The 24,996-nt window shown below is 51.3% G+C and carries 25 protein-coding genes; 17 read left to right on the forward strand and 8 right to left on the reverse strand.

What is annotated here, in order from left to right:
• Positions 1–112: 112 nt before the first annotated feature.
• Positions 113–1,276, reverse strand: coding sequence for an alcohol dehydrogenase (gene yqhD / locus ACHHZ7_RS10645; RefSeq protein WP_048215537.1), 1,164 nt, complete (start codon positions 1,274–1,276; stop codon positions 113–115).
• Positions 1,277–1,470: 194 nt separating this feature from the next.
• Here yqhD and ACHHZ7_RS10650 point away from each other — a divergent pair, with 194 nt between their 5' ends.
• Positions 1,471–2,370 (forward strand): AraC family transcriptional regulator, encoded by a 900-nt coding sequence (locus tag ACHHZ7_RS10650; RefSeq protein WP_060683230.1) that lies wholly within the window; start codon positions 1,471–1,473, stop codon positions 2,368–2,370.
• Positions 2,371–2,440: 70 nt separating this feature from the next.
• Here the strand turns inward: ACHHZ7_RS10650 and yghB are convergent, their stop codons facing one another.
• Together yghB and metC are read right to left on the reverse strand one after the other, a co-directional pair.
• Positions 2,441–3,100 carry a DedA family general envelope maintenance protein YghB gene (gene yghB / locus ACHHZ7_RS10655; RefSeq protein ID WP_003024510.1) on the reverse strand — a complete coding sequence of 220 codons (660 nt, stop codon included), beginning with the start codon at positions 3,098–3,100 and terminating at the stop codon, positions 2,441–2,443.
• Positions 3,101–3,231: 131 nt separating this feature from the next.
• The gene (gene metC / locus ACHHZ7_RS10660; RefSeq protein WP_060683231.1) at positions 3,232–4,419 is read right to left on the reverse strand and encodes a cystathionine beta-lyase; all 1,188 of its coding nucleotides are present in this window, start codon (positions 4,417–4,419) and stop codon (positions 3,232–3,234) included.
• A gap of 250 nt (positions 4,420–4,669) precedes the next feature.
• On the opposite strand from metC, the gene exbB reads away from it, so the two are divergent.
• Positions 4,670–5,404, forward strand: coding sequence for a tol-pal system-associated acyl-CoA thioesterase (gene exbB / locus ACHHZ7_RS10665; protein WP_003024507.1), 735 nt, complete (start codon positions 4,670–4,672; stop codon positions 5,402–5,404).
• Positions 5,405–5,410: 6 nt separating this feature from the next.
• The gene (gene exbD / locus ACHHZ7_RS10670; protein ID WP_008785812.1) at positions 5,411–5,836 is read left to right on the forward strand and encodes a TonB system transport protein ExbD; all 426 of its coding nucleotides are present in this window, start codon (positions 5,411–5,413) and stop codon (positions 5,834–5,836) included.
• A 77-nt stretch (positions 5,837–5,913) separates the two neighbouring features.
• Here the strand turns inward: exbD and ACHHZ7_RS10675 are convergent, their stop codons facing one another.
• Both ACHHZ7_RS10675 and ACHHZ7_RS10680 read right to left on the reverse strand, forming a co-directional pair.
• Entirely contained in the window at positions 5,914–6,321 is a 408-nt protein-coding gene (locus ACHHZ7_RS10675; RefSeq protein WP_057068268.1) for a hypothetical protein, read from the reverse strand.
• 1 nt (position 6,322) lies between these two features.
• Entirely contained in the window at positions 6,323–6,727 is a 405-nt protein-coding gene (locus tag ACHHZ7_RS10680; RefSeq protein WP_008785810.1) for a hypothetical protein, read from the reverse strand.
• 104 nt (positions 6,728–6,831) lie between these two features.
• Between ACHHZ7_RS10680 and ACHHZ7_RS10685 the strand changes: the two genes are divergently transcribed.
• Positions 6,832–7,335 (forward strand): ESA_00282 family adhesion-associated protein, encoded by a 504-nt coding sequence (locus tag ACHHZ7_RS10685; RefSeq protein ID WP_008785809.1) that lies wholly within the window; start codon positions 6,832–6,834, stop codon positions 7,333–7,335.
• A 68-nt stretch (positions 7,336–7,403) separates the two neighbouring features.
• On the opposite strand, the gene ACHHZ7_RS10690 is transcribed toward ACHHZ7_RS10685, so the two are convergent.
• Positions 7,404–8,444, reverse strand: a complete 1,041-nt coding sequence (locus ACHHZ7_RS10690; RefSeq protein ID WP_032945003.1) for an aldo/keto reductase — start codon at positions 8,442–8,444, stop codon at positions 7,404–7,406.
• Positions 8,445–8,599: 155 nt separating this feature from the next.
• On the opposite strand from ACHHZ7_RS10690, the gene yghX reads away from it, so the two are divergent.
• The 11 genes from yghX to hybG all read left to right on the forward strand — a co-directional run bounded on the left by yghX (position 8,600) and on the right by hybG (position 18,467).
• Positions 8,600–9,487: a YghX family hydrolase gene (gene yghX / locus ACHHZ7_RS10695; RefSeq protein WP_060683232.1), complete on the forward strand. Its 888-nt coding sequence runs from the start codon at positions 8,600–8,602 to the stop codon at positions 9,485–9,487.
• A 215-nt stretch (positions 9,488–9,702) separates the two neighbouring features.
• Positions 9,703–11,343, forward strand: a complete 1,641-nt coding sequence (locus ACHHZ7_RS10700; protein WP_008785806.1) for a methyl-accepting chemotaxis protein — start codon at positions 9,703–9,705, stop codon at positions 11,341–11,343.
• Positions 11,344–11,427: 84 nt separating this feature from the next.
• A complete protein-coding gene (locus ACHHZ7_RS10705) occupies positions 11,428–11,715 on the forward strand; it encodes a DUF2623 family protein (RefSeq protein WP_003024490.1) in 288 nt (95 codons plus the stop codon).
• Between the two features lie 188 nt (positions 11,716–11,903).
• Positions 11,904–13,022: a hydrogenase 2 small subunit gene (hybO, locus tag ACHHZ7_RS10710; protein ID WP_003024486.1), complete on the forward strand. Its 1,119-nt coding sequence runs from the start codon at positions 11,904–11,906 to the stop codon at positions 13,020–13,022.
• 2 nt (positions 13,023–13,024) lie between these two features.
• A complete protein-coding gene (hybA, locus tag ACHHZ7_RS10715) occupies positions 13,025–14,011 on the forward strand; it encodes a hydrogenase 2 operon protein HybA (protein ID WP_003828357.1) in 987 nt (328 codons plus the stop codon).
• Positions 14,001–15,179 carry a Ni/Fe-hydrogenase cytochrome b subunit gene (gene hybB, locus ACHHZ7_RS10720; RefSeq protein ID WP_060683233.1) on the forward strand — a complete coding sequence of 393 codons (1,179 nt, stop codon included), beginning with the start codon at positions 14,001–14,003 and terminating at the stop codon, positions 15,177–15,179. The genes hybA and hybB overlap by 11 nt, the downstream gene beginning before the upstream one ends.
• Positions 15,176–16,879, forward strand: coding sequence for a hydrogenase 2 large subunit (hybC, locus tag ACHHZ7_RS10725; protein ID WP_003828353.1), 1,704 nt, complete (start codon positions 15,176–15,178; stop codon positions 16,877–16,879). The genes hybB and hybC overlap by 4 nt, the downstream gene beginning before the upstream one ends.
• Positions 16,879–17,373 carry a HyaD/HybD family hydrogenase maturation endopeptidase gene (locus tag ACHHZ7_RS10730; protein ID WP_032944999.1) on the forward strand — a complete coding sequence of 165 codons (495 nt, stop codon included), beginning with the start codon at positions 16,879–16,881 and terminating at the stop codon, positions 17,371–17,373. Before hybC ends, ACHHZ7_RS10730 begins: the two co-directional genes overlap by 1 nt.
• Positions 17,366–17,854 carry a hydrogenase-2 assembly chaperone gene (gene hybE, locus ACHHZ7_RS10735; RefSeq protein WP_008785804.1) on the forward strand — a complete coding sequence of 163 codons (489 nt, stop codon included), beginning with the start codon at positions 17,366–17,368 and terminating at the stop codon, positions 17,852–17,854. Before ACHHZ7_RS10730 ends, hybE begins: the two co-directional genes overlap by 8 nt.
• A complete protein-coding gene (hypA, locus tag ACHHZ7_RS10740) occupies positions 17,847–18,188 on the forward strand; it encodes a hydrogenase maturation nickel metallochaperone HypA (RefSeq protein WP_003828349.1) in 342 nt (113 codons plus the stop codon). Before hybE ends, hypA begins: the two co-directional genes overlap by 8 nt.
• A 30-nt stretch (positions 18,189–18,218) precedes the next feature.
• On the forward strand, positions 18,219–18,467 hold the full coding sequence (gene hybG, locus ACHHZ7_RS10745) for a hydrogenase maturation factor HybG (RefSeq protein ID WP_003024459.1): 249 nt from the start codon (positions 18,219–18,221) through the stop codon (positions 18,465–18,467).
• 94 nt (positions 18,468–18,561) lie between these two features.
• Here hybG and yghU read toward each other — a convergent pair whose 3' ends face one another.
• On the reverse strand, positions 18,562–19,428 hold the full coding sequence (yghU, locus tag ACHHZ7_RS10750; protein ID WP_060683234.1) for a glutathione-dependent disulfide-bond oxidoreductase: 867 nt from the start codon (positions 19,426–19,428) through the stop codon (positions 18,562–18,564).
• Between the two features lie 218 nt (positions 19,429–19,646).
• On the opposite strand from yghU, the gene ACHHZ7_RS10755 reads away from it, so the two are divergent.
• Both ACHHZ7_RS10755 and gss read left to right on the forward strand, forming a co-directional pair.
• Entirely contained in the window at positions 19,647–21,935 is a 2,289-nt protein-coding gene (locus ACHHZ7_RS10755; protein WP_060683235.1) for an FdhF/YdeP family oxidoreductase, read from the forward strand.
• Between the two features lie 153 nt (positions 21,936–22,088).
• On the forward strand, positions 22,089–23,948 hold the full coding sequence (gene gss, locus ACHHZ7_RS10760; RefSeq protein WP_060683236.1) for a bifunctional glutathionylspermidine amidase/synthase: 1,860 nt from the start codon (positions 22,089–22,091) through the stop codon (positions 23,946–23,948).
• Between the two features lie 936 nt (positions 23,949–24,884).
• Here the strand turns inward: gss and ACHHZ7_RS10765 are convergent.
• Positions 24,885–24,996: IS1 family transposase (locus tag ACHHZ7_RS10765; RefSeq protein ID WP_001691633.1), on the reverse strand; the 112-nt coding region annotated here is incomplete at its 5' end.

The following is a 24,996-nucleotide window of genomic DNA, read 5'->3' on the forward strand; positions in this document are numbered from 1 at the left end:
CATCATGAATGATTGGGTGTAAATTGAGTTCACCGGGGCAGCCCCCGGTGAGTTAGGTGTGACTTAAGCCTGGTATAAATACCCAAAAACGAAAGGCGGAGGTTAAAAAACCTTAGCGGGCAGCTTCGTAAATCCGACGGCTGACTTCAAGCGTAATGTCCTGATGTTCGCCCAGTTGCGTACCACCGTGTGCTTCCAGTTTTTCCAGCAATGCCGGGATGGAGCTACCGTCCAGGCCATAGTCAGACAGGCGAGTGGGTACGCCCATTTGTTCGAAGAAAGCACGGGTAGCGGCAATGGCGGCGTCGATGCGCTGGTCGTCGGAACCTTCGGTGATATTCCAGATACGCTCTGCGTATTGCAGCAGTTTGGCACGCTTGGTATCACGTTTTTCATTCCACAGCGCTGGCAGAACGATGGCCAGCGTTTGAGCATGATCCAGACCGTGCATTGCGGTCAGTTCATGGCCCAGCATATGCGTTGCCCAGTCCTGCGGTACGCCTGCGCCAATCAGGCCGTTCAGCGCCTGGGTTGCCGCCCACATGACGTTCGCACGCACGTTGTAGTTTTCCGGCTCCTGCAAGGCTTTCGGACCTTCTTCTACCAGCGTGAGCAGAATGCCTTCGGCAAAGCGATCCTGAATTTTCCCGTCTACCGGATAAGTCACATACTGTTCGACGGTATGCACGAAGGCATCTACGACGCCGTTTGCAACCTGACGCGGCGGCAGGGTGTAGGTGTAAACCGGATCCAGAACGGCAAACACTGGCTGCACAAACGGGGTCATAAAGGCCAGTTTATCGCCGGTGGTTTTACGCGAAATTACCGCGCCGGAGTTAGATTCAGAGCCGGTTGCAGGCAGGGTTAATACGGATCCCATCGGGATGGCGCTTGTTACGTCGTTGCCATGGGTTTCCAGAATGCGCCATGGATCGATGCCGTCAGCGTACTGTGCCGCTGCCGCGATGAATTTGGTGCCGTCCAGCACTGAACCGCCACCTACCGCCAGCAGAAACGTCACTTTCTCATCACGCACGATTTTTACTGCGTTCATCAGCGTTTCGTAAGACGGGTTTGGCTCGATACCGCCAAACTCCAGCACATCCAGGCCTTTCAGCGCGTCCTGAACCTGTGCCAGGACGCCAGTTTTTTTCACGCTGCCGCCGCCATAGGTAACCAGTACGCGAGCGTCCTGAGGAATTTGATCGCGCAGTTCAGCAATCGCGCCTTTACCAAACAAAATACGTGTTGGGGTATGGAGATTAAAGTTGTTCATTGCTCGTTCCCTTTGGTGGGTAATAAAAGAGGGCAGGTGAGTGTCTGCCGGATGATGAACATTGTGGTCGCCCGCCGCGCTGCTCTCAATGCTCATTTCTGTCGATGTCTTGCCCATTTCTACAGACTGCTGGAGAAAACGGATAAATCTGCGCATTATGTCAGGGTCGAAAACCGATGATGAAATGGTGCCCCATGAACCGTGATGAGATCTGTCTTCTGCTGACAGATAAAATTAAGCAGCTGAAAAGCAATGAAAATAAACTTAACGAACTGCTGCCAGATGTCCGCCTGCTACACGGTACGGAGCCGGCGGCGCGTACACCGGTCATGTATCAGCCAGGCATCATATTTCTCTTTTCGGGACATAAAATTGGTTACATCAATGAGCGCGTATTTCGCTATGACGCCAACGAATACCTGCTGCTAACCGTACCTTTACCCTTTGAATGTGAAACCTATGCGACGCCGGAGGTTCCTCTGGCCGGTATTTATCTGAATGTCGATATCCTGCAATTGCAGGAGCTGCTGATGGACATTGGGGAAGACGAGCTGTTCCAGCCCGCCATGGCGGCCAGCGGGATTAACTCTGCAACGCTCTCTGACGAAATTCTCTGCGCTGCTGAGCGCCTGCTGGATGTGATGGAGCGACCGCTGGATGCGCGTATTCTGGGGAAACAGATTATTCGCGAGATCCTCTACCATGTGCTGACCGGACCGCGCGGCGGCGCGTTACTTGCTCTGGTCAGTCGCCAGACGCATTTCAGTTTGATAAGCCGGGTACTGAAGCGGATTGAAACCAAGTACACCGAAAACCTCAATGTAGAACAGCTGGCGGCAGAGGCGAACATGAGCGTGTCGGCGTTTCATCATAATTTTAAAGCGGTGACCAGCACGTCGCCGCTGCAATATCTTAAGAGCTATCGCCTGCATAAAGCACGGATGATGATGGTTCACGATGGGATGAAGGCCAGTGCGGCTGCCATGCGCGTCGGCTATGAGAGCGCATCGCAATTCAGTCGGGAGTTCAAACGTTTCTTTGGTGTAACGCCGGGGGAAGATGCGGCAAGAATTCGTATGATGCAGGGGAGTTGATTTCTTGTAGGCCTTAAAGCCGCGCGCCATCAGGCATAATGCCGGGAATTACCCCGGCTACGGATAATACTCAGGCGCTACAGTATTTTTTTTTAATCACCACGAACAATGTTCCCAACAATCCTGCGGTTAACAGGGCAATCGGCAGGATCATTAGAAAGGTCATCACCTGATCTTCATGGCGTTTAACGAACGGGATCATGCTCAGCGCATAGCCGAAACTGGTGACGACGGTGACCCACAGCAGGCCACTCAGCCAGTTAAAAAACTGGAACCGACGGTTAGGAAGCCCTGAAATGCCCGCCATCGTTGGCAGCAAGGTGCGAACAAACGCCAGGAAACGCCCTGCCAGCAGCGCCATCAGACCGTGTTGGTCAAACATGCAGGTCGCGCGCTGATGGTATTTTTCCGGTAATTGCGCCAACCAGCCTTTCACCGTGCGCGTGTTGCCTAGCCAGCGTCCCTGAATATAACTCAGCCAGCAGCCCAGACTGGCTGCGGCCGTCAGAATAGCTATGGTAGGTAAAAAACTCATCACGTCCTGAGCGATCAGCGCTCCTGCCAGTAATAACAGGCTGTCTCCGGGTAAAAAGGAGGCGGGCAGCAGGCCATTTTCTAAAAACAGCGTGGCGAACATGACGAAGTACACCACGCTCACAACGTGCGGATCCGCCAGTGCGGCAAAATCGTGTTGCCAGAGCGCGGAGACAATATCTTGAATGACTACCATGGACTTTCCTGTGGAACAGCGTTTATGTGTGGATTGTACTCCTGAATTGCCCGGGATGCCTTGATCCCGGACGCAACAATTGCAGACTTTTCCACCAGAAGTGTCTGCATATATGTCCATCTGTGGCAATTTTACTCGATTCGGGCAAATCCTGCGGCCAAATCGGCAATCAAATCGTCAACATTCTCTAAACCGATATGTAAACGGATGAGCGTTCCGCTGAAATCCACCTCGCCTTGCGGACGGATTGCCGCAATGTGTTCCGGCTGGTTGGCGAGAATCAGCGACTCAAAACCGCCCCAGGAGTAGGCCATACTGAACAGGCTGAAGTGATCCAGATACGCAGCAAGCTCCTCATTATTGAGCTTCTTATTCAATACAAAGGAGAACAGGCCGCTGCTGCCGGCGAAATCACGCTTCCAGAATTCATGGCCTTTACTGCCGGGCAGTGCCGGGTGGTTCACGCGGGCGACCTGCGGATGGCTGGCCAGCCACTCGGCGACCTTTAAGCTGCTTTCATGGTGCTGACGCAGGCGAACGCTCAGCGTACGCAGTCCACGGCTGGTCATATAGGCGGTATCGGCGTCCAGCATTTGCCCCATCAGATAGGCATTTTCGCGCAGTTGATCCCAGCAGCGGGCATTAGATACCGCCGTGCCGACCATGCCGTCAGAATGACCAATCAGATATTTGGTGCCTGCCTGAATAGAGATATCAATGCCAAAATCCAACGCTTTGAACAGCACCCCGGCAGCCCAGGTGTTATCAATCATGATGATTGCATCCGGCGCGACGCTTCTGACGGCGGCAACAATAGCTGGAACATCATGCACTTCCATAGTGACAGAGCCGGGAGATTCCAGAAATACGACTTTCGTGTTCGGCTGTATGTGCTTAACGATATCGGCGCCAACCAGCGGATCGAACCAGCCGGTGGACACGCCGAGCTTGCCGAGAATTTTGGTACAGAAATCCTGACTGGGTTCATAGGCTGTGTTGGTCATCAGCACATGATCCCCTTGCTCTACAAAGGCAAGGATGGTGTTGGCCACGGCCGCCGCACCGCAGGGAAACAGCGCGCAACCCGCACCACCTTCCAGTTCGCACATCGCTTCCTGCAGAGAGAAATGCGTCAGGGTTCCGCGACGCCCATAGAAAAGCGCACCGTTCGCCCGGTTGTGCGTGGCCTGTTTTTTAGCCTCTACGGTGTCAAAAACCAGCGAAGAAGCGCGCTGGATCACGCTATTTACCGAGCCCAGCGTGTACTTTTTACTGCGTCCTGCGTGAACGAGTTTGGTTTCAAGTTGCTTATCTGCCATGTTGTCTTACCTGTTTTTATACGTCTGGATGTCTAAACTACCATGAATCAAAGATGACGCATCCTGCAGAACGGTCATACAGTAGAAAATAATCTCAAAATGCTTCTGGTGACTTTTTTACTGCGTAAGCGCAAGGAAAAGAAACCAAAGGTGCGGCAATATGTAAATAGTAATGAGAACGACTATCAATTCGACGTCGTTTTGATATGATTACGCTCAGATTTTGTGATTTGCGTCCTGGAGATACAGAGTGGGTAATAATTTGATGCAGACGGATCTTTCCGTCTGGGGTATGTATCAGCACGCCGATATCGTGGTTAAGTGCGTGATGATTGGGCTGATTTTGGCGTCAGTGGTCACCTGGGCTATCTTCTTTAGTAAGAGCCTTGAGTTCTTTACTCAGAAACGCCGCCTTAAGCGTGAACAGCAACTGCTGGCGGAAGCCCGCTCTTTAGATCAGGCAAGTGAAATTGCCGCAGGATTCGATGGCAAAAGCCTGGGCGCACAGTTGATTAACGAAGCGCAGAACGAGCTGGAACTGTCAGAAGGCAGCGACGATAACGAAGGCATTAAAGAGCGTACCGGCTTCCGTCTGGAGCGTCGTGTGGCGGCGGTAGGTCGTCATATGGGCCGCGGTAACGGATACCTGGCCACCATCGGGGCTATCTCTCCATTCGTCGGTCTGTTCGGTACCGTATGGGGCATCATGAATAGCTTCATCGGGATTGCACAAACTCAAACGACCAACCTCGCCGTTGTTGCGCCGGGTATTGCAGAAGCGCTGTTAGCGACCGCAATCGGTCTGGTCGCAGCAATTCCAGCGGTTGTTATCTACAACATTTTCGCACGTCAGATTGGCAGCTATAAAGCGATGCTGGGCGACGTCGCGGCACAGGTGCTGTTGCTGCAAAGTCGCGATCTGGACCTGAATGCAAGCGCGTCCGCGCATCCGGTACGTGCAGCGCAGAAATTACGTGTAGGATAATGTTCCATGGCTATGAGCTTTAATGAAAACCTGGACGATAACGGTGAAATGCATGAAATCAACGTGACGCCGTTTATCGACGTTATGTTGGTTTTATTGATCATCTTTATGGTTGCCGCGCCGTTGGCAACCGTAGATGTGAAGGTGAATCTCCCTGCCTCCACCAGCACGCCGCAGCCGCGTCCGGAAAAACCGGTTTACCTGTCAGTTAAAGCCGATAAGAGTATGTTTATTGGCAACAATCAGGTGACGGATGAAACCATGATTAACGAGCTAAATGCGTTAACTGACGGGAAGAAAGACACCACGATTTTCTTCCGGGCAGATAAAACCGTTGATTATGAGACCATGATGAAGGTGATGGATACGCTGCATCAGGCGGGCTTCCTGAAGATTGGTCTGGTTGGCGAAGAGACTGTGAAAGCGAAGTAATCTTCCTCATTGCCGGGTAATGGTTGCCGCCTTACCCGGCGTGTCTCTCCTGATTCAACTCCCTCGCACACTTGTTCTTATCTGTTCTCATCTAACGCGACCGTGGTTATCCTGGTGGGTTCGTAGTTCCCTTCAGACAGCTTTCGCGTCAGGCGTAAGGTGGCCGTTTCCCGCGCGAGTATATGCTGGTAGGTGCTTTCCAGTCGGGCCATGATTTTGTCCCGCAGTTCTGGTTGCTGCTCCATAATGGCTTCGATCGCGGCACCGTAGATCTCTTCTTTAGCCTGTAGCGAGTAAATTTCACGGCGATTTTGCCATTTCATCCGCACCAGTGCAGCGGGAATAGAGACTATCTCCTGAGCAACGCTTTCCAGTGTCGCGGTTTTATTGGCAATCAACACGGCTAAATTTTGCTTTAAGACAAACTCATCGCTTTTATGGTTATCTAAAGCCAAATAAACATTATTATCCTCAACATCTTTCATTTTATTTCTCTTCCAGAGAATAAAAAATAGGGTCGCTGGTCTCACGGGTAATTAAATTAAGCCAAATTTTGTTGCCCTGTTCATTTATGATGGCTGTTTTTTGAGTCAAAATTTTACTTAATTCTTGTGCATTAATGTCGCCTTCTGCCTGTAGTGAATTGAGCAGGCGAGAGAATGACTCAATTTTTGCTGCACGAAATAGACGCTCTTTTAAATGGCGGTCGCACTCTTCAAATAGCATATTTCGTGACTGGCCGGTAGCAGCAGAGCTAATCAAAATATCGGATTCGTAATCGCTTAATGTTATCTTCCCCTGAGTCAAATTTTCACTATTATCTGTGGAGGTGGTATTGTCAGGTGAGCTGGATAAGTGAAAACGCGAGGGAACAAGATGCTCGGGAAGCATGTTGAAATATCCTTTGATGCCAATGATATGTTGTTTTAAATAAACCATGCCGCGTTGACAATAGCATGGCGTAATTTTAAAATCAAAAAAAATGGAGCCAGTATATGAACAGTATATTTTATTCTGTTATTACCCTGCTATTGCTGACCTGCGGGGTACTTTTGTTGATGCGCAGTGCAAATAAAAACCGTAATGCAGAAAATGGATACGCTGAAAACCAGCCGGAAATACTGAGTAAAGAAGAGGGTGAAGATCATTTCTCGGTACTGATGAATTCGATTACTCCGGTTTGGTATTGGCGTGTCAATCACGAATATATCGATTTTATCCACTCGACGATCAAACGGATGACAATGGTGGAGCTGAATGAGACGCCAGGGCTATTTGATGCACAGCGGCGTTGCAGCGATCTCAACTCTGCGGTGTATAAATATTACGACAATATTAAAAAACGCTGTCTGAGTGGCGAGAAAGTCCCGCATGCCGATTTGGACGTGCTTAACTTACGTCAGTGCTTCAGGGAGTTCAGCCTGGAAGCCTATCCTGCACTTGTCGCGCTGGTGTGGCCGGAATATCAGCGCCCAGAAATCAAAGCAGAAGAGGTGTGAGGGACTGGCTGGCCCGTATTACGTACCGGGGAGGCTAACGCCGCCACCCGGCACGGTGTTACCTACGGTTATTTGTCAGATGAGGCCTGCCACAGGTTCAGCTTACCGTCCGCGACATGCTTATCGATCTGCGCCAGTTCTTCGGCGCTGAACGTCAGATTCGCCAGCGCCTGAACGTTTTCTTCCAGTTGCTCCGGTCGACTGGCGCCAATCAATACCGACGTTACCCTGTTGTCTTTTAGCAGCCAGCTTAAGGCCATTTGTGCCATCGACTGTCCACGCTGTTGCGCCATCTCATTAAGCAAGCGCAGGCTGGTAAGGTTTTCTTCCGTCAGCATGTTTTCCGTTAACCCACGAACTTTTTTCCCTTCACGCTGCATGCGTGAACCTTCCGGAATACCGTTGAGGTATTTCCCCGTCAGCAGTCCCTGAGCCAGCGGCGTAAATGCGATGCAGCCCATGCCGTTGGATTCCAGAGTATCCAGCAGGCCGCTGCTGTCTACCCAGCGGTTAAGCAGGTTGTAAGACGGCTGATGGATCAGCAATGGAATTTTCCATTCCCGCATCAACTCGGCCATTTTCTGCGTACGTTCCGGAGAATAGGATGAGATGCCGACATACAGCGCTTTACCGCTTTGCACGGCGTGGGCCAGCGCCGAGGCGGTCTCTTCCATTGGCGTATTTTCGTCAACGCGGTGAGAGTAGAAGATATCGACATAGTCGAGACCCATGCGTTTCAGACTCTGGTCGAGGCTGGCGAGCAGGTATTTGCGCGAACCGCCAGAACCGTATGGCCCAGGCCACATGTCATAGCCTGCCTTGGTGGAGATAATCAGTTCATCGCGATAGTGTGCAAAATCCTCGCGCAGTAATCGGCCAAAATTCTCTTCTGCGCTGCCTGGTGGCGGCCCATAGTTATTGGCTAAATCAAAATGCGTGATGCCTAAATCAAATGCTTTACGCAACAGGGCGCGCTGTGAATCCAGCGCCTGAACGTGCCCAAAACTGTGCCATAAACCCAGCGATAGCGCGGGTAAACGCAAACCGCTGCGCCCACAGTAACGATAGAGCATCTGCTCGTAACGTTCAGGATTGGCAAACCAGGCCATGAGATCTCCTTAGTGCAGGTGAATTTCGAAACAACGTTTCTATTCTAGCGGGTTCACGGTGAATATCCCGTTCACCAGGTCACACTGAGATGAAAAACTGGGCAAAAACAGGTCACTGTGCTTTGCTTAAAAAAACATCAATCAGGAGTGCGACGATGCCGCGTTTGACTGCCAAAGATTTTCCGCAAGAACTGCTCGACTACTATGACTATTACGCGCATGGCAAAATAACGAAACGCGAGTTTCTCAATCTGGCAGCGAAATATGCAGTGGGTGGCATGACGGCGTTGGCTTTATTCAATTTATTGAAACCCAATTATGCCCTCGCAACGCAGGTAGAATTTACCGATCCCGATATTCTGGCGGAATATATAACCTATCCTTCGCCTGAAGGGCATGGTGATGTGCGGGGATATTTAGTTAAACCTGCGAAGGTGACAGGGAAAGTTCCGGCGGTGGTGGTAGTGCATGAGAATCGTGGGCTGAATCCGTATATTGAAGATGTGGCGAGACGGGTGGCGAAGGCGGGCTTTATGGTACTTGCACCGGATGGATTAAGTTCGGTAGGAGGATATCCTGGCAATGATGATAAAGGTCGGGAATTGCAGCAGCAGGTTGATCCCGTAAAGTTGATGAATGATTTTTTTGCCGCCATTGAATTTATGCAACATTATTCAGGGACGACGGGAAAGGTAGGTATTACCGGATTTTGCTACGGTGGTGGTGTGTCGAATGCCGCTGCTGTGGCTTTCCCTGAACTGGCCTGCGCGGTGCCTTTTTATGGGCGGCAGGTTCCTGCATCAGATGTCCCTAAAATAAACGCGCCTTTATTACTGCACTATGCGCAATTAGACACACGTATTAATGAGGGATGGCCTGCCTATGAAGCGGCGCTTAAGGCCAATAAGAAAGTCTATGAAGCCTATATCTATCCCGGTGTTAATCATGGCTTTCACAACGATTCGACCCCCCGTTATGATAAAGCTGCCGCTGATTTAGCCTGGGAACGTACTCTTGCGTGGTTTAACAAATATTTGCTATAGAAAACAATAGATTATTTAATGCTTATAACTAATTACCTGAATAATAATGCTACCTAATTTCATTAGCATTCATATTGATATAGTGTGGAGAGATAGTGGATGTACTTAAGAAAGTAAAAAAATAAAGAACGCATTATATCTTCTCTACTGCCTGCCGATAACAAGGATAAGTATCGCCTGATGGCGAATTCCTCATCAACGGCAAGGAAATTATTATGCGTTTGCTGAAAAACTTCACTATTCGTATTGTCATGTTGGCAATACTGGGACTTTTTTGCCTGCTCTGGTCGGGCGTGGGTTTATTCAGTCTTCATTCGTTATCAAAAATATCTGAAGGCAATGATATTGACCGTCATCTTGTCCATCAGATGACGGTTCTCAGTCAGGGCAACGATCAGTACTTTCGCTTCGTAACGCGCTTAAGTCGCGCCATGGATGTCAAAATGAGTGGCGGAACGCCTGATTTTGCGCCAGCGCAACAGTCCCTGGAGAATATGAGCAAAAAACTCCAGGAGATGAAAACATTATCTCCGGGCCCTATGGACCCTGACGTCGCTAACGCAGTACTGACGAAGTGGCAGGCGCTGCTGGACAACGGCGTGATCCCGCAAATGCAACTGGCGCAGCAGGGAACGCTTACGGCCTTTGCTGAGCATGCCAGCACTATTACACCTGCGTTGAGCCGTGAATTTGGCGCCAGTGCCGAGCGTTTTAACGCCACGGCAGGTGAGCGACTCGATACCACCCGCGTGATGGTCGATGGCAAAACCTCTATCATCCGGACGCTAATTATCACCGCCGTTATCCTTGGGATTGCCCTCCTTTTCTTTACCGACCGCTACCTTGTTTCCATGATGGTGAAACCGCTGGGACGTATTCGCCAACAGTTCCAGCAGATTGCGCAGGGCGATCTCAGCCATCCCATCGAAGATTTTGGTCGTAACTGTGTGGGTCAACTGGTGCCGTTATTGTGCGCGATGCAGGATAGCCTACGTGAAGCCGTCAGTACCATCCGTTCAGGTAGTGACAACATCTGGCGAGGGGCGACGGAAATTTCGACCGGCAATAACGATCTCTCCTCACGTACTGAAGAGCAGGCTGCGGCACTGGAAGAGACCGCTGCCAGCATGGAGCAACTGACCGCAACGGTAAAACTGAACGCAGAAAATGCGCGTGAAGCCAGCCAACTTGCCGATACGGCCACAGAAACGGCAGGCAAAGGGAGCACGTTGGTTTCAGAAGTGGTAGAGACGATGGACGGCATTGCCGCCAGCTCTAAACAGATCGCGGAAATCACGTCAGTTATTAATAGCATTGCTTTCCAGACCAACATTCTGGCGCTGAACGCGGCGGTTGAAGCAGCCAGGGCAGGCGAGCAGGGGCGCGGTTTTGCCGTCGTCGCCGGTGAAGTACGTAACCTTGCCAGTCGCAGCGCCGGGGCGGCGAAAGAGATTGAGACGCTGATTGGCGAGTCATCGCGTCGTGTTGATCAGGGTGCTCGTCTGGTTAAAGAAACAGGATTAACCATGGAGGCGATTCTGCGCGGCGCCACCGAAGTGACTGTCATCATGAAGCAAATTGCCTCTGCCTCGGAAGAACAGAATAAGGGTATCTCGCAGGTGAGCGTGGCGATCACGCAGATGGACAGCGTAACGCAACAGAATGCTGCGCTGGTAGAACAAGTTTCCGCCGCGGCAGTGGCGCTGGAACGACAAACAGAGGAGCTGCAACGCTCGGTGCAACAGTTCCGCCTTTCCGCTAATGATGTGCAATACGCAGCCAGCCAAACCACTTCCTCTTCAGCAGACAGCAAAACGTCTGCGGCCGCTAAAACGGATGAGTGGGTGTCCTTTTAAGCCGTTATAAAAAGTTCGTGATACCTCTGGTTTTTGCTTAAAAAATCGCTATATAATTTATTATATAGCGATTGGAGGTTATGCATGGACAACCATTTTGGTAAAGGTCTGATGGCCGGATTAAACGCCTCAAGTGCGGACAGTGCACGCTCAGTGGCGAATTTTTGTGCGGATTATAAGCGTGGTTTTGTGCTGGGATTTTCACATCGAATGTTTGAAAAAACGGGCGATCGACAGCTCAGCGCGTGGGAAGCAGGGATCCTGACGCGCCGTTATGGGCTGGATAAAGAGATGGTGATGGATTTCTTTAAAGAGAACCAGTCCAGTACAACAATTCGGTTTTTCATGGCCGGCTATCGACTCGAAGCTTGATCCGAAAGGGGTATTATCTTGCTTTAATTAATTACACTATTGACCTACGCCTTCGTTTTGTTGCTCCGCCGAAGTATTATAATGCACATAACCATATAAAAAGTGTGGTAATGGCGCGCCGATCGCAATATGCAACATGCGAATGGTGCAAAATAAAAGCCAGGTCTTCGCAACGGAATAACTATAAAATGACTGGAGATAACTCTCTCATCAATTCGAGCGGCATTAATCGCCGTGATTTCATGAAGCTTTGTGCAGCACTGGCCGCTACCATGGGGCTCAGTAGCAAAGCCGCCGCAGAAATGGCCGAATCAGTTTCTCGTCCTCAGCGCCCACCGGTTATCTGGATTGGTGCTCAGGAGTGTACGGGTTGTACTGAATCGCTGCTTCGCGCGACACACCCTACAGTGGAAAACCTCGTTCTGGAGACAATCTCTCTGGAATACCATGAGGTGCTCTCTGCCGCCTTCGGCCATCAGGTCGAAGAGAACAAACATAACGCTCTGGAGAAGTACAAAGGGCAATATGTTCTGGTAGTAGATGGTTCTATCCCACTGAAAGATAATGGTATTTACTGCATGGTTGCCGGCGAGCCGATCGTGGATCACATCCGCCGGGCCGCAGAAGGCGCAGCCGCTATCATTGCCATCGGCTCTTGCGCCGCGTGGGGTGGTGTTGCTGCCGCTGGCGTTAACCCAACGGGTGCCGTCGGCCTGCAAGAAGTTCTGCCAGGCAAAACCATCATCAACATCCCCGGCTGTCCGCCGAACCCGCATAACTTCCTCGCAACGGTCGCGCATATCATCACTTATGGTAAGCCGCCGAAGCTGGATACCAAAAACCGTCCGACATTCGCCTATGGCCGTTTGATTCACGAACACTGCGAACGTCGCCCGCACTTCGATGCTGGTCGTTTTGCTAAAGAGTTTGGTGATGAAGGCCACCGTGAAGGTTGGTGCCTCTACCATCTGGGCTGTAAAGGACCAGAAACCTACGGCAACTGCTCAACGCTGCAATTCTGCGATGTGGGCGGCGTGTGGCCGGTGGCTATCGGTCACCCTTGCTACGGCTGTAACGAAGAAGGCGTCGGCTTCCATAAAGGTATTCACCAGCTTGCTCATGTAGAAAACCAAACGCCGCGTTCCGAGAAACCTGACGTCAACATGAAAGAAGGCGGCAATGTTTCTGCCGGAGCGATTGGACTGCTGGGTGGCGTAGTAGGACTGGTTGCCGGTGTCAGCGTGATGGCGGTTCGTGAACTGGGGCGTCAGCAGAAGAAAGATAACGCTGACTCACGGGGAGAATAACCGTGAACAGACGTAACTTTATTAAAGCAGCCTCCAGCGGGGCATTGCTGTTGGGCGCAGCGCCGTCCATCAGCCATGCGGCTGCAGAAAACCGTCCGCCGATCCCTGGTTCTCTTGGGATGCTCTATGACTCGACGCTGTGCGTAGGCTGCCAGGCCTGTGTCACCAAGTGTCAGGATATCAACTTCCCGGCGCGTAACCCGGAAGGCGAGCAAACCTGGTCGAACAACGACAAACTGTCGCCGTATACCAATAACATCATTCAGGTGTGGCGTAGCGGAACAGGCGTTAACAAAGACCAGGAAGAAAATGGTTACGCATACATCAAGAAACAGTGCATGCACTGTGTTGATCCGAACTGCGTTTCCGTTTGCCCGGTCTCCGCGCTGAAGAAAGATCCGAAAACCGGCATCGTCCATTATGACAAAGATGTCTGCACGGGCTGTCGTTACTGCATGGTCGCCTGCCCGTACAACGTGCCTAAGTACGACTACAACAACCCGTTTGGTGCGCTTCACAAATGTGAACTGTGTAACCAGAAAGGTGTTGAGCGTCTGGACAAAGGTGGTTTACCGGGTTGTGTTGAAGTGTGCCCAGCCGGTGCGGTGATTTTTGGTACGCGTGAAGAGCTGATGGCTGAGGCGAAAAAACGTCTCGCGCTGAAGCCTGGTAGCGAATACCACTATCCGCGTCAGACGGTGAAAGCAGGCGATACCTATCTGCATACGGTACCGAAGTACTACCCGCACCTGTACGGTGAGAAAGAAGGTGGTGGTACGCAGGTTATGGTACTGACGGGTGTTCCTTACGAGGATTTGGATCTGCCGAAGCTGGATGATCTTTCAACTGGTGCGCGTTCCGAACATGTTCAACATTCCCTGTACAAGGGCATGATATTACCCCTGGCTGCGCTGGCGGGCTTAACCGTGCTGGTTCGTCGTAACACGAAAAACGACCATCACGATGGAGGAGACGATCATGAGTCATGATCCTAAACCGCTGGGCGGAAAAATAATCAGCAAACCGGTCATTATTTTTGGGCCGCTTATCGTCCTGTGTATGCTCCTGATCGTGAAACGTCTGGTCTTCGGACTGGGCTCAGTCTCCGATCTGAACGGCGGTTTCCCATGGGGTGTATGGATCGCGTTTGACCTGTTGATTGGTACTGGCTTCGCGTGCGGTGGTTGGGCGCTGGCGTGGGCGGTGTATGTTTTCAACAGAGGCCAATACCATCCGTTGGTTCGTCCGGCGCTGCTGGCGAGCCTGTTTGGCTACTCGCTGGGTGGTCTGTCGATCACCATTGACGTCGGTCGTTACTGGAACCTGCCGTATTTCTACATTCCGGGTCACTTCAACGTGAACTCAGTACTGTTCGAAACGGCGGTCTGTATGACCATCTATATCGGCATCATGGCGCTGGAATTTGCTCCGGCTCTGTTTGAACGTCTGGGGTGGAAAGTATCCCTCAAACGTTTGAATAAAGTGATGTTCTTTATTATTGCCCTCGGCGCGCTGCTGCCAACCATGCACCAGTCTTCAATGGGTTCATTGATGATTTCTGCGGGTTATAAGGTGCATCCACTATGGCAAGCTTATGAAATGCTGCCGCTTTTCTCGGTATTAACCGCCTTTATTATGGGCTTCTCGATCGTCATCTTTGAAGGCTCGTTGGTACAAGCCGGTCTGAAAGGTAACGGTCCGGACGAGAAAAGTTTGTTCATCAAGCTGACGAATACCATCAGCGTGCTGCTGGCGATTTTCGTCGTCCTGCGCTTTGGCGAACTGATCTATCGCGACAAGCTGTCCTATGCGTTCTCAGGCGATCTTTACTCCCTGATGTTCTGGCTTGAAGTCGTGCTGATGGTCTTCCCACTGATGGTGCTGCGCGTCACTAAGCTGCGTAATGACTCGCGCATGCTGTATCTGTCTGCGCTGAGCGCGTTGCTGGGTTGTGCAACATGGCGTCTGTCCTATTCGCTGGTGGCGTTCAATCCTGGTGGTGGCTACCACTACTTCCCGACCTGGGAAGAGCTGTTGATTTCTATTGGTTTTGTGGCTATTGAGATTTGTGCATACATCGTACTCATTCGTCTACTGCCGATACTTCCTCCTTTAAAACAAAACGATCAAAATCGTCATGAGGCGAGCAAAGCATGAGCCAGAGAATTACTATTGATCCGGTAACCCGTATTGAGGGTCATTTACGCATCGACTGCGAAATCGAAAATGGCGTGGTATCTAAAGCATGGGCTTCCGGTACCATGTGGCGCGGCATGGAAGAGATCGTGAAAAACCGCGATCCGCGCGATGCCTGGATGATTGTGCAGCGTATCTGTGGCGTTTGTACGACCACTCACGCTATCTCTTCCGTTCGTGCAGCAGAAAGCGCGCTGAATATTGATGTTCCGGTGAACGCACAGTATATCCGTAACATCATTCTGGCCGCGCACACCACGCATGACCACATTGTTCACTTCTATCAGCTGTCTGCGCTGGACTGGGTGGATATCACCTCTGCACTGAAAGCCGACCCAGCGAAAGCGTCTGCCATGCTGAACGGCGTGTCCTCCTGGCACCTGAACAGCGCAGAAGAGTTCACCAAGGTTCAGAACAAGATCAAAGATCTTGTTGCCAGCGGTCAGTTAGGCATTTTTGCTAACGGTTGCTGGGGTCACCCGGCAATGCAGTTGCCGCCGGAAGTGAACCTGATTGCGGTCGCACACTACCTGCAAGCGCTGGAATGCCAGCGTGATGCCAACCGCGTTGTGGCACTGCTGGGCGGTAAAACGCCGCACATCCAGAACCTGGCGGTAGGTGGGGTTGCTAACCCAATTAACCTTGACGGCCTCGGCGTGCTGAACCTTGAACGCCTGATGTACATCAAGTCCTTCATCGATAAGCTGAGCGACTTCGTTGAGCAGGTGTACAAGGTTGATACCGCGGTTATTGCTGCGTTCTATCCTGAGTGGCTGGAACGTGGTCAGGGTGCGGTTAACTATCTGAGTGCGCCGGAATTCCCGACAGACGGTAAAAACGGCAGCTTCCTGTTCCCGGGCGGTTATATCACCGATGCTGATCTGTCGACCTATCGTCCGATCACCTCTCACTCCGATGAGTACCTGATCAAAGGGATTCAGGAGAGTGCGAAACACGCGTGGTACAAAGACGAAGCGCCGCAGGCTCCGTGGGAAGGCACAACGGTTCCTGATTACACCGGTTGGTCAGATGATGGCAAATACTCCTGGGTTAAAGCGCCTACTTTCTACGGTAAAACGGTTGAAGTGGGTCCGCTGGCCAACATGCTGTGTAAACTGGCGGCCAAACGCGAGTCTACCCATGCCAAGCTGAATGAAATCATCGCGATTTACACCAAGCTGACCGGTAAAACTATCGAAGTGTCGCAGTTGCACTCTACGCTGGGCCGTATTATTGGCCGTACCGTTCACTGCTGTGAACTGCAGAACGTTCTGCAGGATCAGTACAACGCGCTGATTGTGAACATCGGTAAAGGCGACCACACCACCTTCGTGAAACCGGATATTCCGGCAACAGGCGAATTCAAAGGTGTTGGTTTCCTCGAAGCGCCACGCGGTATGCTGTCTCACTGGATGGTGATTAAAGACGGCATTATCAGCAACTACCAGGCGGTTGTACCGTCAACCTGGAACTCTGGCCCACGTAACTTTAATGATGAAGTGGGACCGTATGAGCGCTCGCTGGTAGGTACGCCGATTGCCGATCCAAACAAACCGCTGGAAGTGGTTCGTACCATTCACTCCTTCGACCCTTGTATGTCATGTGCGGTGCATGTGGTGGACGTTGACGGGAACGAAGTGGTCTCAGTTAAGGTTCTGTAATGCGGATATTAGTCTTAGGGGTCGGCAATATTTTGCTGACCGACGAAGCCATCGGGGTACGTATCGTTGAGGCATTAGAGCAACGGTACATCCTGCCAGACTTTGTTGATGTTCTGGACGGTGGTACGGCTGGGATGGAGCTTCTCGGCGATATGGCGAACAGAGATCATCTGATCATTGCTGACGCCATTGTGTCGAAGAAAAACACGCCAGGAACGATGATGGTCCTGCGGGATGAAGAGATCCCAGCGCTGTTTACCAACAAAATCTCACCGCACCAGCTTGGCCTGGCCGACGTATTGTCGGCCCTGCGTTTTACCGGCGAGTTTCCGAAAAAGCTGACCTTAGTCGGCGTTATTCCGGAATCGCTGGAACCGCATATCGGGCTAACGCCAACGGTTGAAGCGATGATTGAACCTGCGCTGGAGCAGGTTCTTGCCGCGCTTCGCGAATCAGGCGTTGAAGCGATCCCTCGGGAGGCGGCTCATGTCTGAGGAGTTTGTCGGTTTTCAGACGGCCCCGAAGACGCAGATTCAGGCAGCGTTTGAAGAGGTTGCCCGGCGTTCGATGCACGATCTCTCTTTCTTGCATCCGAATATGCCGGTATATGTCTCTGATTTTACGCTGTTTGAAGGACAGTGGACGGGGTGTGTTATCACACCCTGGATGCTCAGCGCACTGATTTTCCCCGGACCGGACCAGATCTGGCCGGTGCGTAAAGTCAGCGAAAAAATCGGGCTGCGTCTGCCGTATGGCGAGATGACCTTTACCGTTGGTGAACTGGAGGGCGTATCGCAATACCTTTCCTGTTCACTGATGTCGCCGCTTTCGCACAGTATGTCGGCGCAAGAAGGTGTGCGTCTGACTGACGATTGCGCGCGCATGCTGTTATCGCTGCCGGTGAGCGATCCGAATGCGCCGCAGCTAAATCGCCGCGCGCTGCTGCTGGGTCGTCGGAACTGCGAAAATGCATGAGCTGTCCCTTTGTCAGAGCGCGGTTGAGATTGTTCAACAGCAGGCAGAGCAGCACGGTGTCAAACGTGTAACCGGCGTTTGGCTGGAGATCGGAGCGCTCTCGTGCGTTGAAGAGAGCGCCGTCCGTTTCAGTTTCGACATCGTCTGTCAGGGCACGCTGGCGCAAGGGTGTGAGCTGCATATTGATTACAAACCAGCCCAGGCATGGTGCTGGGATTGCAGTCAGGTTGTGGAAATCACCCAGCATGATGCGCAGTGTCCACTATGTCAGGGCGATCGTCTGCGGGTTGATGCAGGCGATTCACTGAAAGTGAAAAGTATTGAAGTCGAATAACCCATAGGTTGCTATGGGGCGGAGTCAGATATGTGTATTGGAGTCCCTGGTCAGGTTCTGGCCGTTGGTGAAGATATTCACCAGCTTGCGCAGGTTGAAGTGTGCGGCATCAAACGTGATGTCAATATTGCCCTGATTTGTGAAGGTGATACCGCTGAGCTGGTCGGGCAATGGGTGCTGGTGCACGTAGGGTTCGCCATGAGCATCATTGATGAAGATGAAGCTAAAGCCACGTTAGACGCACTTCGCCGCATGGAGTACGACGTCACCAGCGCGTGACAATCGGTTAGTGCCTGATGGCGTTACGCTTATCAGGCCTACGCCTTCTATGTAGGCCGGATAAGGCATTTATGCCGCCATCCGGCATCTTGCGTTAACCCTGGCGCTTATCTTCGGTATTGGTGTCGAAGTCGCTGGCGTCATGACGTTCATGAAGCTGCTCGTTTAGCGGCCCGTTAGTGCGGTTTACAATACGACCTCGCTTAACTGCCGGACGCGCGGCAACCTCTTTTGCCCAGCGTTGCACGTGCTTGTAACTTCCTGCATCGAGGAACTCTGCCGCGTCGTACACGTTACCCAGCACCACATTGCCAAACCACGGCCAAACCGCCATATCGGCAATGGTGTATTCATCTCCTGCCACAAACTGATTTTGTGCTAACTGCTTATCCAGTACGTCGAGTAAGCGTTTGGCTTCCATCGTGAAGCGGTTAATAGCGTACTCAATTTTTACCGGCGCATAGTTATAGAAGTGACCAAAACCACCGCCGAGGAACGGCGCCGCACCCTGTAACCAGAACAACCAGTTCAGCGTTTCAGTACGTTTTGCCAAATCCTGCGACAGGAAATAACCATATTTTTCCGCCAGATAGAGCAGAATTGCGCCAGATTCGAATACGCGAACCGGTGGGTTTTGCGAGTGGTCGCGCAGTGCCGGGATCTTCGAGTTCGGATTCACCTCAACAAAGCCGCTGGAAAACTGATCTCCATCGCCAATGCGAATAATCCAGGCATCGTATTCCGCGCCCTTCACGCCCTGCGCCAGCAGCTCCTCCAGCATAATCGTCACTTTCTGCCCGTTTGGTGTACCCAGCGAATAGAGCTGCAGCGGATGCTTGCCAACCGGCAGCGTTTTTTCGTGGGTGGCGCCGGAAATCGGGCGGTTGATATTGGCGAATGCGCCGCCGTTCGATTTTTCCCACGTCCAGACTTTCGCGGGCTGATAGGTATTGTCTGACATATTGACCTGCCTTCTGAGTGGTTGTGTTGATGCAGTGTAGCAGTTAGGTAGAACTCAATTTAACAGATTGGGACTTTATGTCGCTTTGTGCTGAAAGGGGAAGATAAATCTAACCCGTTCATTGTACCTGGCCCGTACTCCATGAAGAGGAAATCAATGTTGGACGGAAATTGCTACCGTATTCACCATCAAAAATTGGCGGTGAATAAGCAGTAATAATGAAAAATGGTGTTCCAGGAGTAAGCGGTTATCAGGGCCCTGCGGGTGGGTGGGGTGCGGTAAAAGCCGTCACTGCTTCGGTGTTTTCGCAAAAGGCTGTCGCGCGCGACATTATCGCGATGTTCAAAATGAACCAGGTGAAAGGGTTCGATTGTCCGGGTTGTGCGTGGCCGGACCCCGGGCATCGTGCGCCAATGGAGCTGTGCGAAAATGGCGTTAAGGCGGTTTCCTGGGAGACAACCAGTAAGAAAGCGTCACCGGAATTTTTCAGTCGTCACCCGGTTTCCACACTCTGGCACTACAGCGATTATGAACTGGAAAACATTGGTCGTTTGACGCATCCAATGAAATACGATGCAGTGTCAGACACCTGGCAGGCGGTGGATTGGGATATCGCCTTTCGGGAGATCGGCGAGCGTCTGCGCAGCTATGATTCAGCACAACAGGTTGAGTTTTATACCTCCGGCAGAACGTCAAATGAGGCGGCGTTCCTGTATCAGCTGTTTGCCCGCGAATATGGTAGCAGCAACTTTCCTGATTGCTCAAACATGTGCCACGGACCGACCAGCGCAGGGCTAACGCCAGCCATTGGCCTTGGGAAAGGGACCGTTGAACTTGATGATTTTGACCACTGCGATCTGGTGATTTGTATCGGGCATAACCCTGGTACTAACCATCCACGCATGCTGACCACCTTACGCGACGTTGCCAAACGTGGAGCCAAAATTATCTCCATCAACCCGCTGAACGAAAGGGGGCTTGAGCGCTTTAGCTTCCCGCAAAGCGCGAAAGAGATGTTCACCGGTCAGGCGACGGAGCTGAGCAACGACTACTACCAGGTAAAAATGGGCGGAGACGCCTCGTTGCTCAAAGGCATAATGAAGGCGCTGATCGAAATGGACGAAGCGCGGATCCTACTGGATCAGCAGCCGACGCTCGATCATGCGTTTATCGACCAACATACCGCGGGATATGCAGCGCTGTATGACGACTTACGTCAGCATCACTGGGCGGAGCTGGAACAGGACTCGGGTCTGACGCGCAGTCAGATGGAAGATCTGGCGCACAGCTACAGTAAATCCAGCGCCACGATTGTTTGTTATGGTCTGGGCATCACTCAGCATAAAAACGGCACCGAGAACGTCCAGCAGCTGGTAAATCTGTTGTTGCTGAAAGGCAATATGGGTAAGCCGGGGGCGGGGATCTGCCCGTTACGCGGCCATTCTAACGTGCAGGGCGATCGTTCTGTGGGGATCAACGAAGCGGCGTCCGAAGACTTCCTGCAACGCCTTGAGAAGCATTTTTCTATCCGCGTTCCGCGCAAACATGGACGCTCCAGCGTGGAGAGCATTCGGGCCATCGAGCGGGGAGACGCAAAAGCGCTCATCTGCATGGGCGGCAATCTGGCGGTAGCGATGCCCCAGCCGCAGCGTACCTTTGCGGCGATGAAAAATCTGGATCTGCAGGTCCATGTGGCGACCAAACTGAACAGATCGCATCTGCTGCTGGCAAAGCATAACTACCTGCTACCTGCATTAGGCCGAACGGAGCACGACATGCAGGCGACGGGGATCCAGTCGGTGACCGTCGAAGATTCTATGTCGATGGTCCACGCTTCCTGTGGCGCGCTGAAGCCGGCTTCCCGCTGGCTAAAATCGGAGCCCGCGATTGTGGCGGGCATGGCGCGTGCCACGCTGCCGCATTCTCCGATCAGCTGGGAAGCATTTACCGGGGACTACGCGTTGATCCGTGACGCCATTGAAGCCGTGATCCCGGCGTTCCACGATTACAACGCACGTATTGCCGAGCCGGGCGGATTTCGTATGGATACGCCTGCTTCGCGCCGTGAATGGCGAACGGAGAATGGCAAAGCCAACTTTATCGTCAGCCATCAGCGGGCGGTAGAGCGGGAACATCAGCCTGCTGATGCACTGGTTCTGGCGACGCTGCGTAGCCACGATCAGTACAACACCACGATTTATGGGATGAACGATCGCTATCGTGGCATTACTGGCCGTCGGGATGTGGTGTTTTTAAGCGCCGAAGAAGCGACGAGCCGCGGTCTGAGCCAGGGTGATGTGGTCAACGTTCAGGCGCTGGACGACAACGGTCAGCCCTGCGCGGATCGCATCATGTACGGCTTAACGGTGGTGATTTACAACATGGCGGCTGGCTCAATTGGCGCTTATCTGCCTGAAGCGAATGTCCTGCTTTCGCTGGATGCGGTAGATACACAAAGTTTGACTCCGGCGTATAAAAGCGTACCGGTCACCCTGACCAAAGCGTAGTTCCTGCTGTGAATTTTTCGCCTCTGAGCGCCAGCCGCTGCGTTGAGGTGTATGATGATGTCGACCTCTGTCCGGTTAGTGTCGCAGAGCAGGCAATCAGAGCGAAAAATTCACGCCAACCTGCTCAGGCTGTATTGTTTTGAGGTAAGGTGCATGAGCAAAGGAACGACCAGTCAGGATGCCCCATTCGGGACATTATTGGGCTATGCCCCAGGTGGCGTAGCAATCTACTCTTCAGATTACAGCTCCCTCGACCCACGGGACTACGACGATGATGCAGCATTTCGCAGCTATATCGACGATGAATACATGGGCCACAAATGGCAGTGCGTAGAGTTCGCACGCCGCTTTCTCTTCCTTAACTATGGCATGGTCTTCACCGATGTGGGTATGGCCTGGGAGATCTTCTCCTTACGCTTCCTGCGCGAAGTAGTGAATGACAACATCCTACCGTTACAGGCATTTCCGAATGGTTCGCCCCGCGCGCCGGTAGCAGGGGCTCTGCTTATCTGGCAAAAAGGCGGTGAATTTAAAGATACCGGGCATGTGGCGGTCGTCACCCAGTTGCTGGAAAACAAAATCCGTATTGCCGAACAGAACGTGCTCCATACGCCGCTGCCTCCCGGACAGCAGTGGACCCGCGAACTGGAGATGGTGGTTGAGAACGGTTGTTACACCCTGCGTGATACCTTTGACGATACGACTATTCTTGGTTGGATGATCCAGACCGATGATACCCGTTTCAGCCTACCGCAGCCGGAGATCGCCAATGACTCGCTGAAAATTGGCGGCGCGCGACTGGAAGATAACGGGCAATTTGACGGTAAATGGCTGAATGAGCAGGATCCGCTGCAAAAAGCCTACGTGCTGGCGAATGGGCATGTGATTAATCAGGACCCCCATCAGTACTTCACCATTACCGAGAGCGCCGAGCAGGAGCTGATTAAAGCCACCAACGAGCTGCACCTGATGTATCTGCATGCGACCGACAAGGTGCTGAAAGACGACAACCTGCTGGCGCTGTTTGATATCCCGAAAATCCTCTGGCCGCGCCTGCGCCTTTCCTGGCAGCGTCGTCGGCATCATATGATTACGGGGCGTATGGATTTCTGTATGGATGAACGTGGACTGAAGGTGTATGAGTACAACGCCGATTCCGCATCGTGTCATACCGAAGCCGGTTTGATTCTCGAAAGATGGGCCGAGCGTGGTTACACAGGGCAGGGACACAACCCGGCTGAAGGGTTGATCAACGAACTGGCGGGTGCCTGGAAGCACAGCCGTGCACGTCCGTTTGTCCACATCATGCAGGATAAGGATATCGAGGAAAACTATCACGCGCAGTTTATGCAGCAGGCGCTGCGTCAGGCCGGGTTTGACAGCAAAATTCTGCGAGGTCTGGATGAACTGTGCTGGGATGATGCCGGTCAGCTGATTGACGGTGATGGCCGTCTGGTGAACTGCGTCTGGAAGACCTGGGCGTGGGAAACCGCAATTGAGCAGGTGCGCGAGGTCAGCGAAACGGAGTACGCCGCGGTGCCAATTCGTACCGGGCATACGAATCAGGAAGTGCGTTTAATCGACGTGCTGCTGCGCCCGGAAGTGCTGGTCTTCGAACCTCTGTGGACGGTTATCCCTGGCAACAAAGCGATTCTGCCGATCCTCTGGCAACTGTTCCCGCACCACCGTTATCTGCTAGATACGGATTTCACTGTTAATGAAGAGCTGGCGCAAACCGGTTATGCGGTGAAACCTATTGCAGGACGTTGTGGCAGCAACATCGATCTTGTGAGTCATCAGGAAGAGCTACTGGATAAAACCAGCGGTAAGTTTGCCGAGCAGAAGAACATTTATCAGCAGCTTTGGTGTCTGCCAAAAGTTGCCGGTAAATATATCCAGGTTTGTACCTTTACCGTAGGTGGTAACTACGGCGGTACCTGCCTGCGCGGTGACGAGTCGCTGGTGATTAAAAAAGAGAGCGATATTGAACCGCTGATTGTGGTGAAGGAATAACCGCGCAACCCCTGTGATGGTGATGTTGCCATCACGGGGTTATTTGATGGGAATAATTTTCGAAATATCCAAAAGAAATGCCTCTAGGACGGGGTCTTTCTTTAGTGGTTTGATATAAATATTCCTATGCTTTTTTCTTGTCATCGAGGTGCTGAAAGGAAATTAAAAACGTTAAATTGAAAGATAAAATACAAGAGGTCGAGTTTCCTCCAAAAGAACTCTATATGTTCAAAAAAATCAAAGATAAAGAATCCTCAATGCAAGTAAATTTAAATGACTTGCATGATATAATTTGCTTATCAGCTAAGAGGGCGTTACAACATGCCTTGATTATTTTTTTTGGTATGCTGTTTTTTCAAATCCCATTTATAGTCAAGGGGATGTTTGCGAGAAGACTTGATTTTTTTAATTGTATTAATTATTATTGTCTTTTTATATATTTAGTGGTTTATGTGTCCGCTAAATTAAAAACATCCCTGTGTGTGCAATGTGAACTTATAAAATTGGCTATAAAACCTATATTAACCATTAAATTATAATGTAATGTGTGATTCCTATTAGGAATCTATTTTTCTCTGGTTTTTTTATGATTTTTCTTGCTTTATATCCTTGGGGTAATGGTGCAAATATATGAAGTATTAAATATATAAAGCACAATATTCCAACATAAAGAAAGATAAGTGATGGGGTATAATAGTCTTGTTTGATATCATTAAGGTACTGATAAATTATAATAATGAGAGAGAAAATATGAATAAATGAAGAACGGGGAAAGCATCTTACCAGTTCAGAAACCGTGTCATATAATGATGTTGAGAATTTTTATGATAATTTATTTAGGTTATTAATCTGTTTTTTAGAGAATTTATTTCTACACATTATTGTTATTTGTTCATCGTTATTCATCAGTAATGCCTCTTAGGTAATGACTCCAACTTATTGATAGTGTTTTATGTTCAGATAATGCCCGATGACTTTGTCATGCAGCTCCACCGATTTTGAGAACGACAGCGACTTCCGTCCCAGCCGTGCCAGGTGCTGCCTCAGA

The sequence above is a fragment of the Citrobacter freundii complex sp. 2024EL-00216 genome (genome assembly GCF_043945515.1).
GTDB lineage: Bacteria > Pseudomonadota > Gammaproteobacteria > Enterobacterales > Enterobacteriaceae > Citrobacter > Citrobacter portucalensis.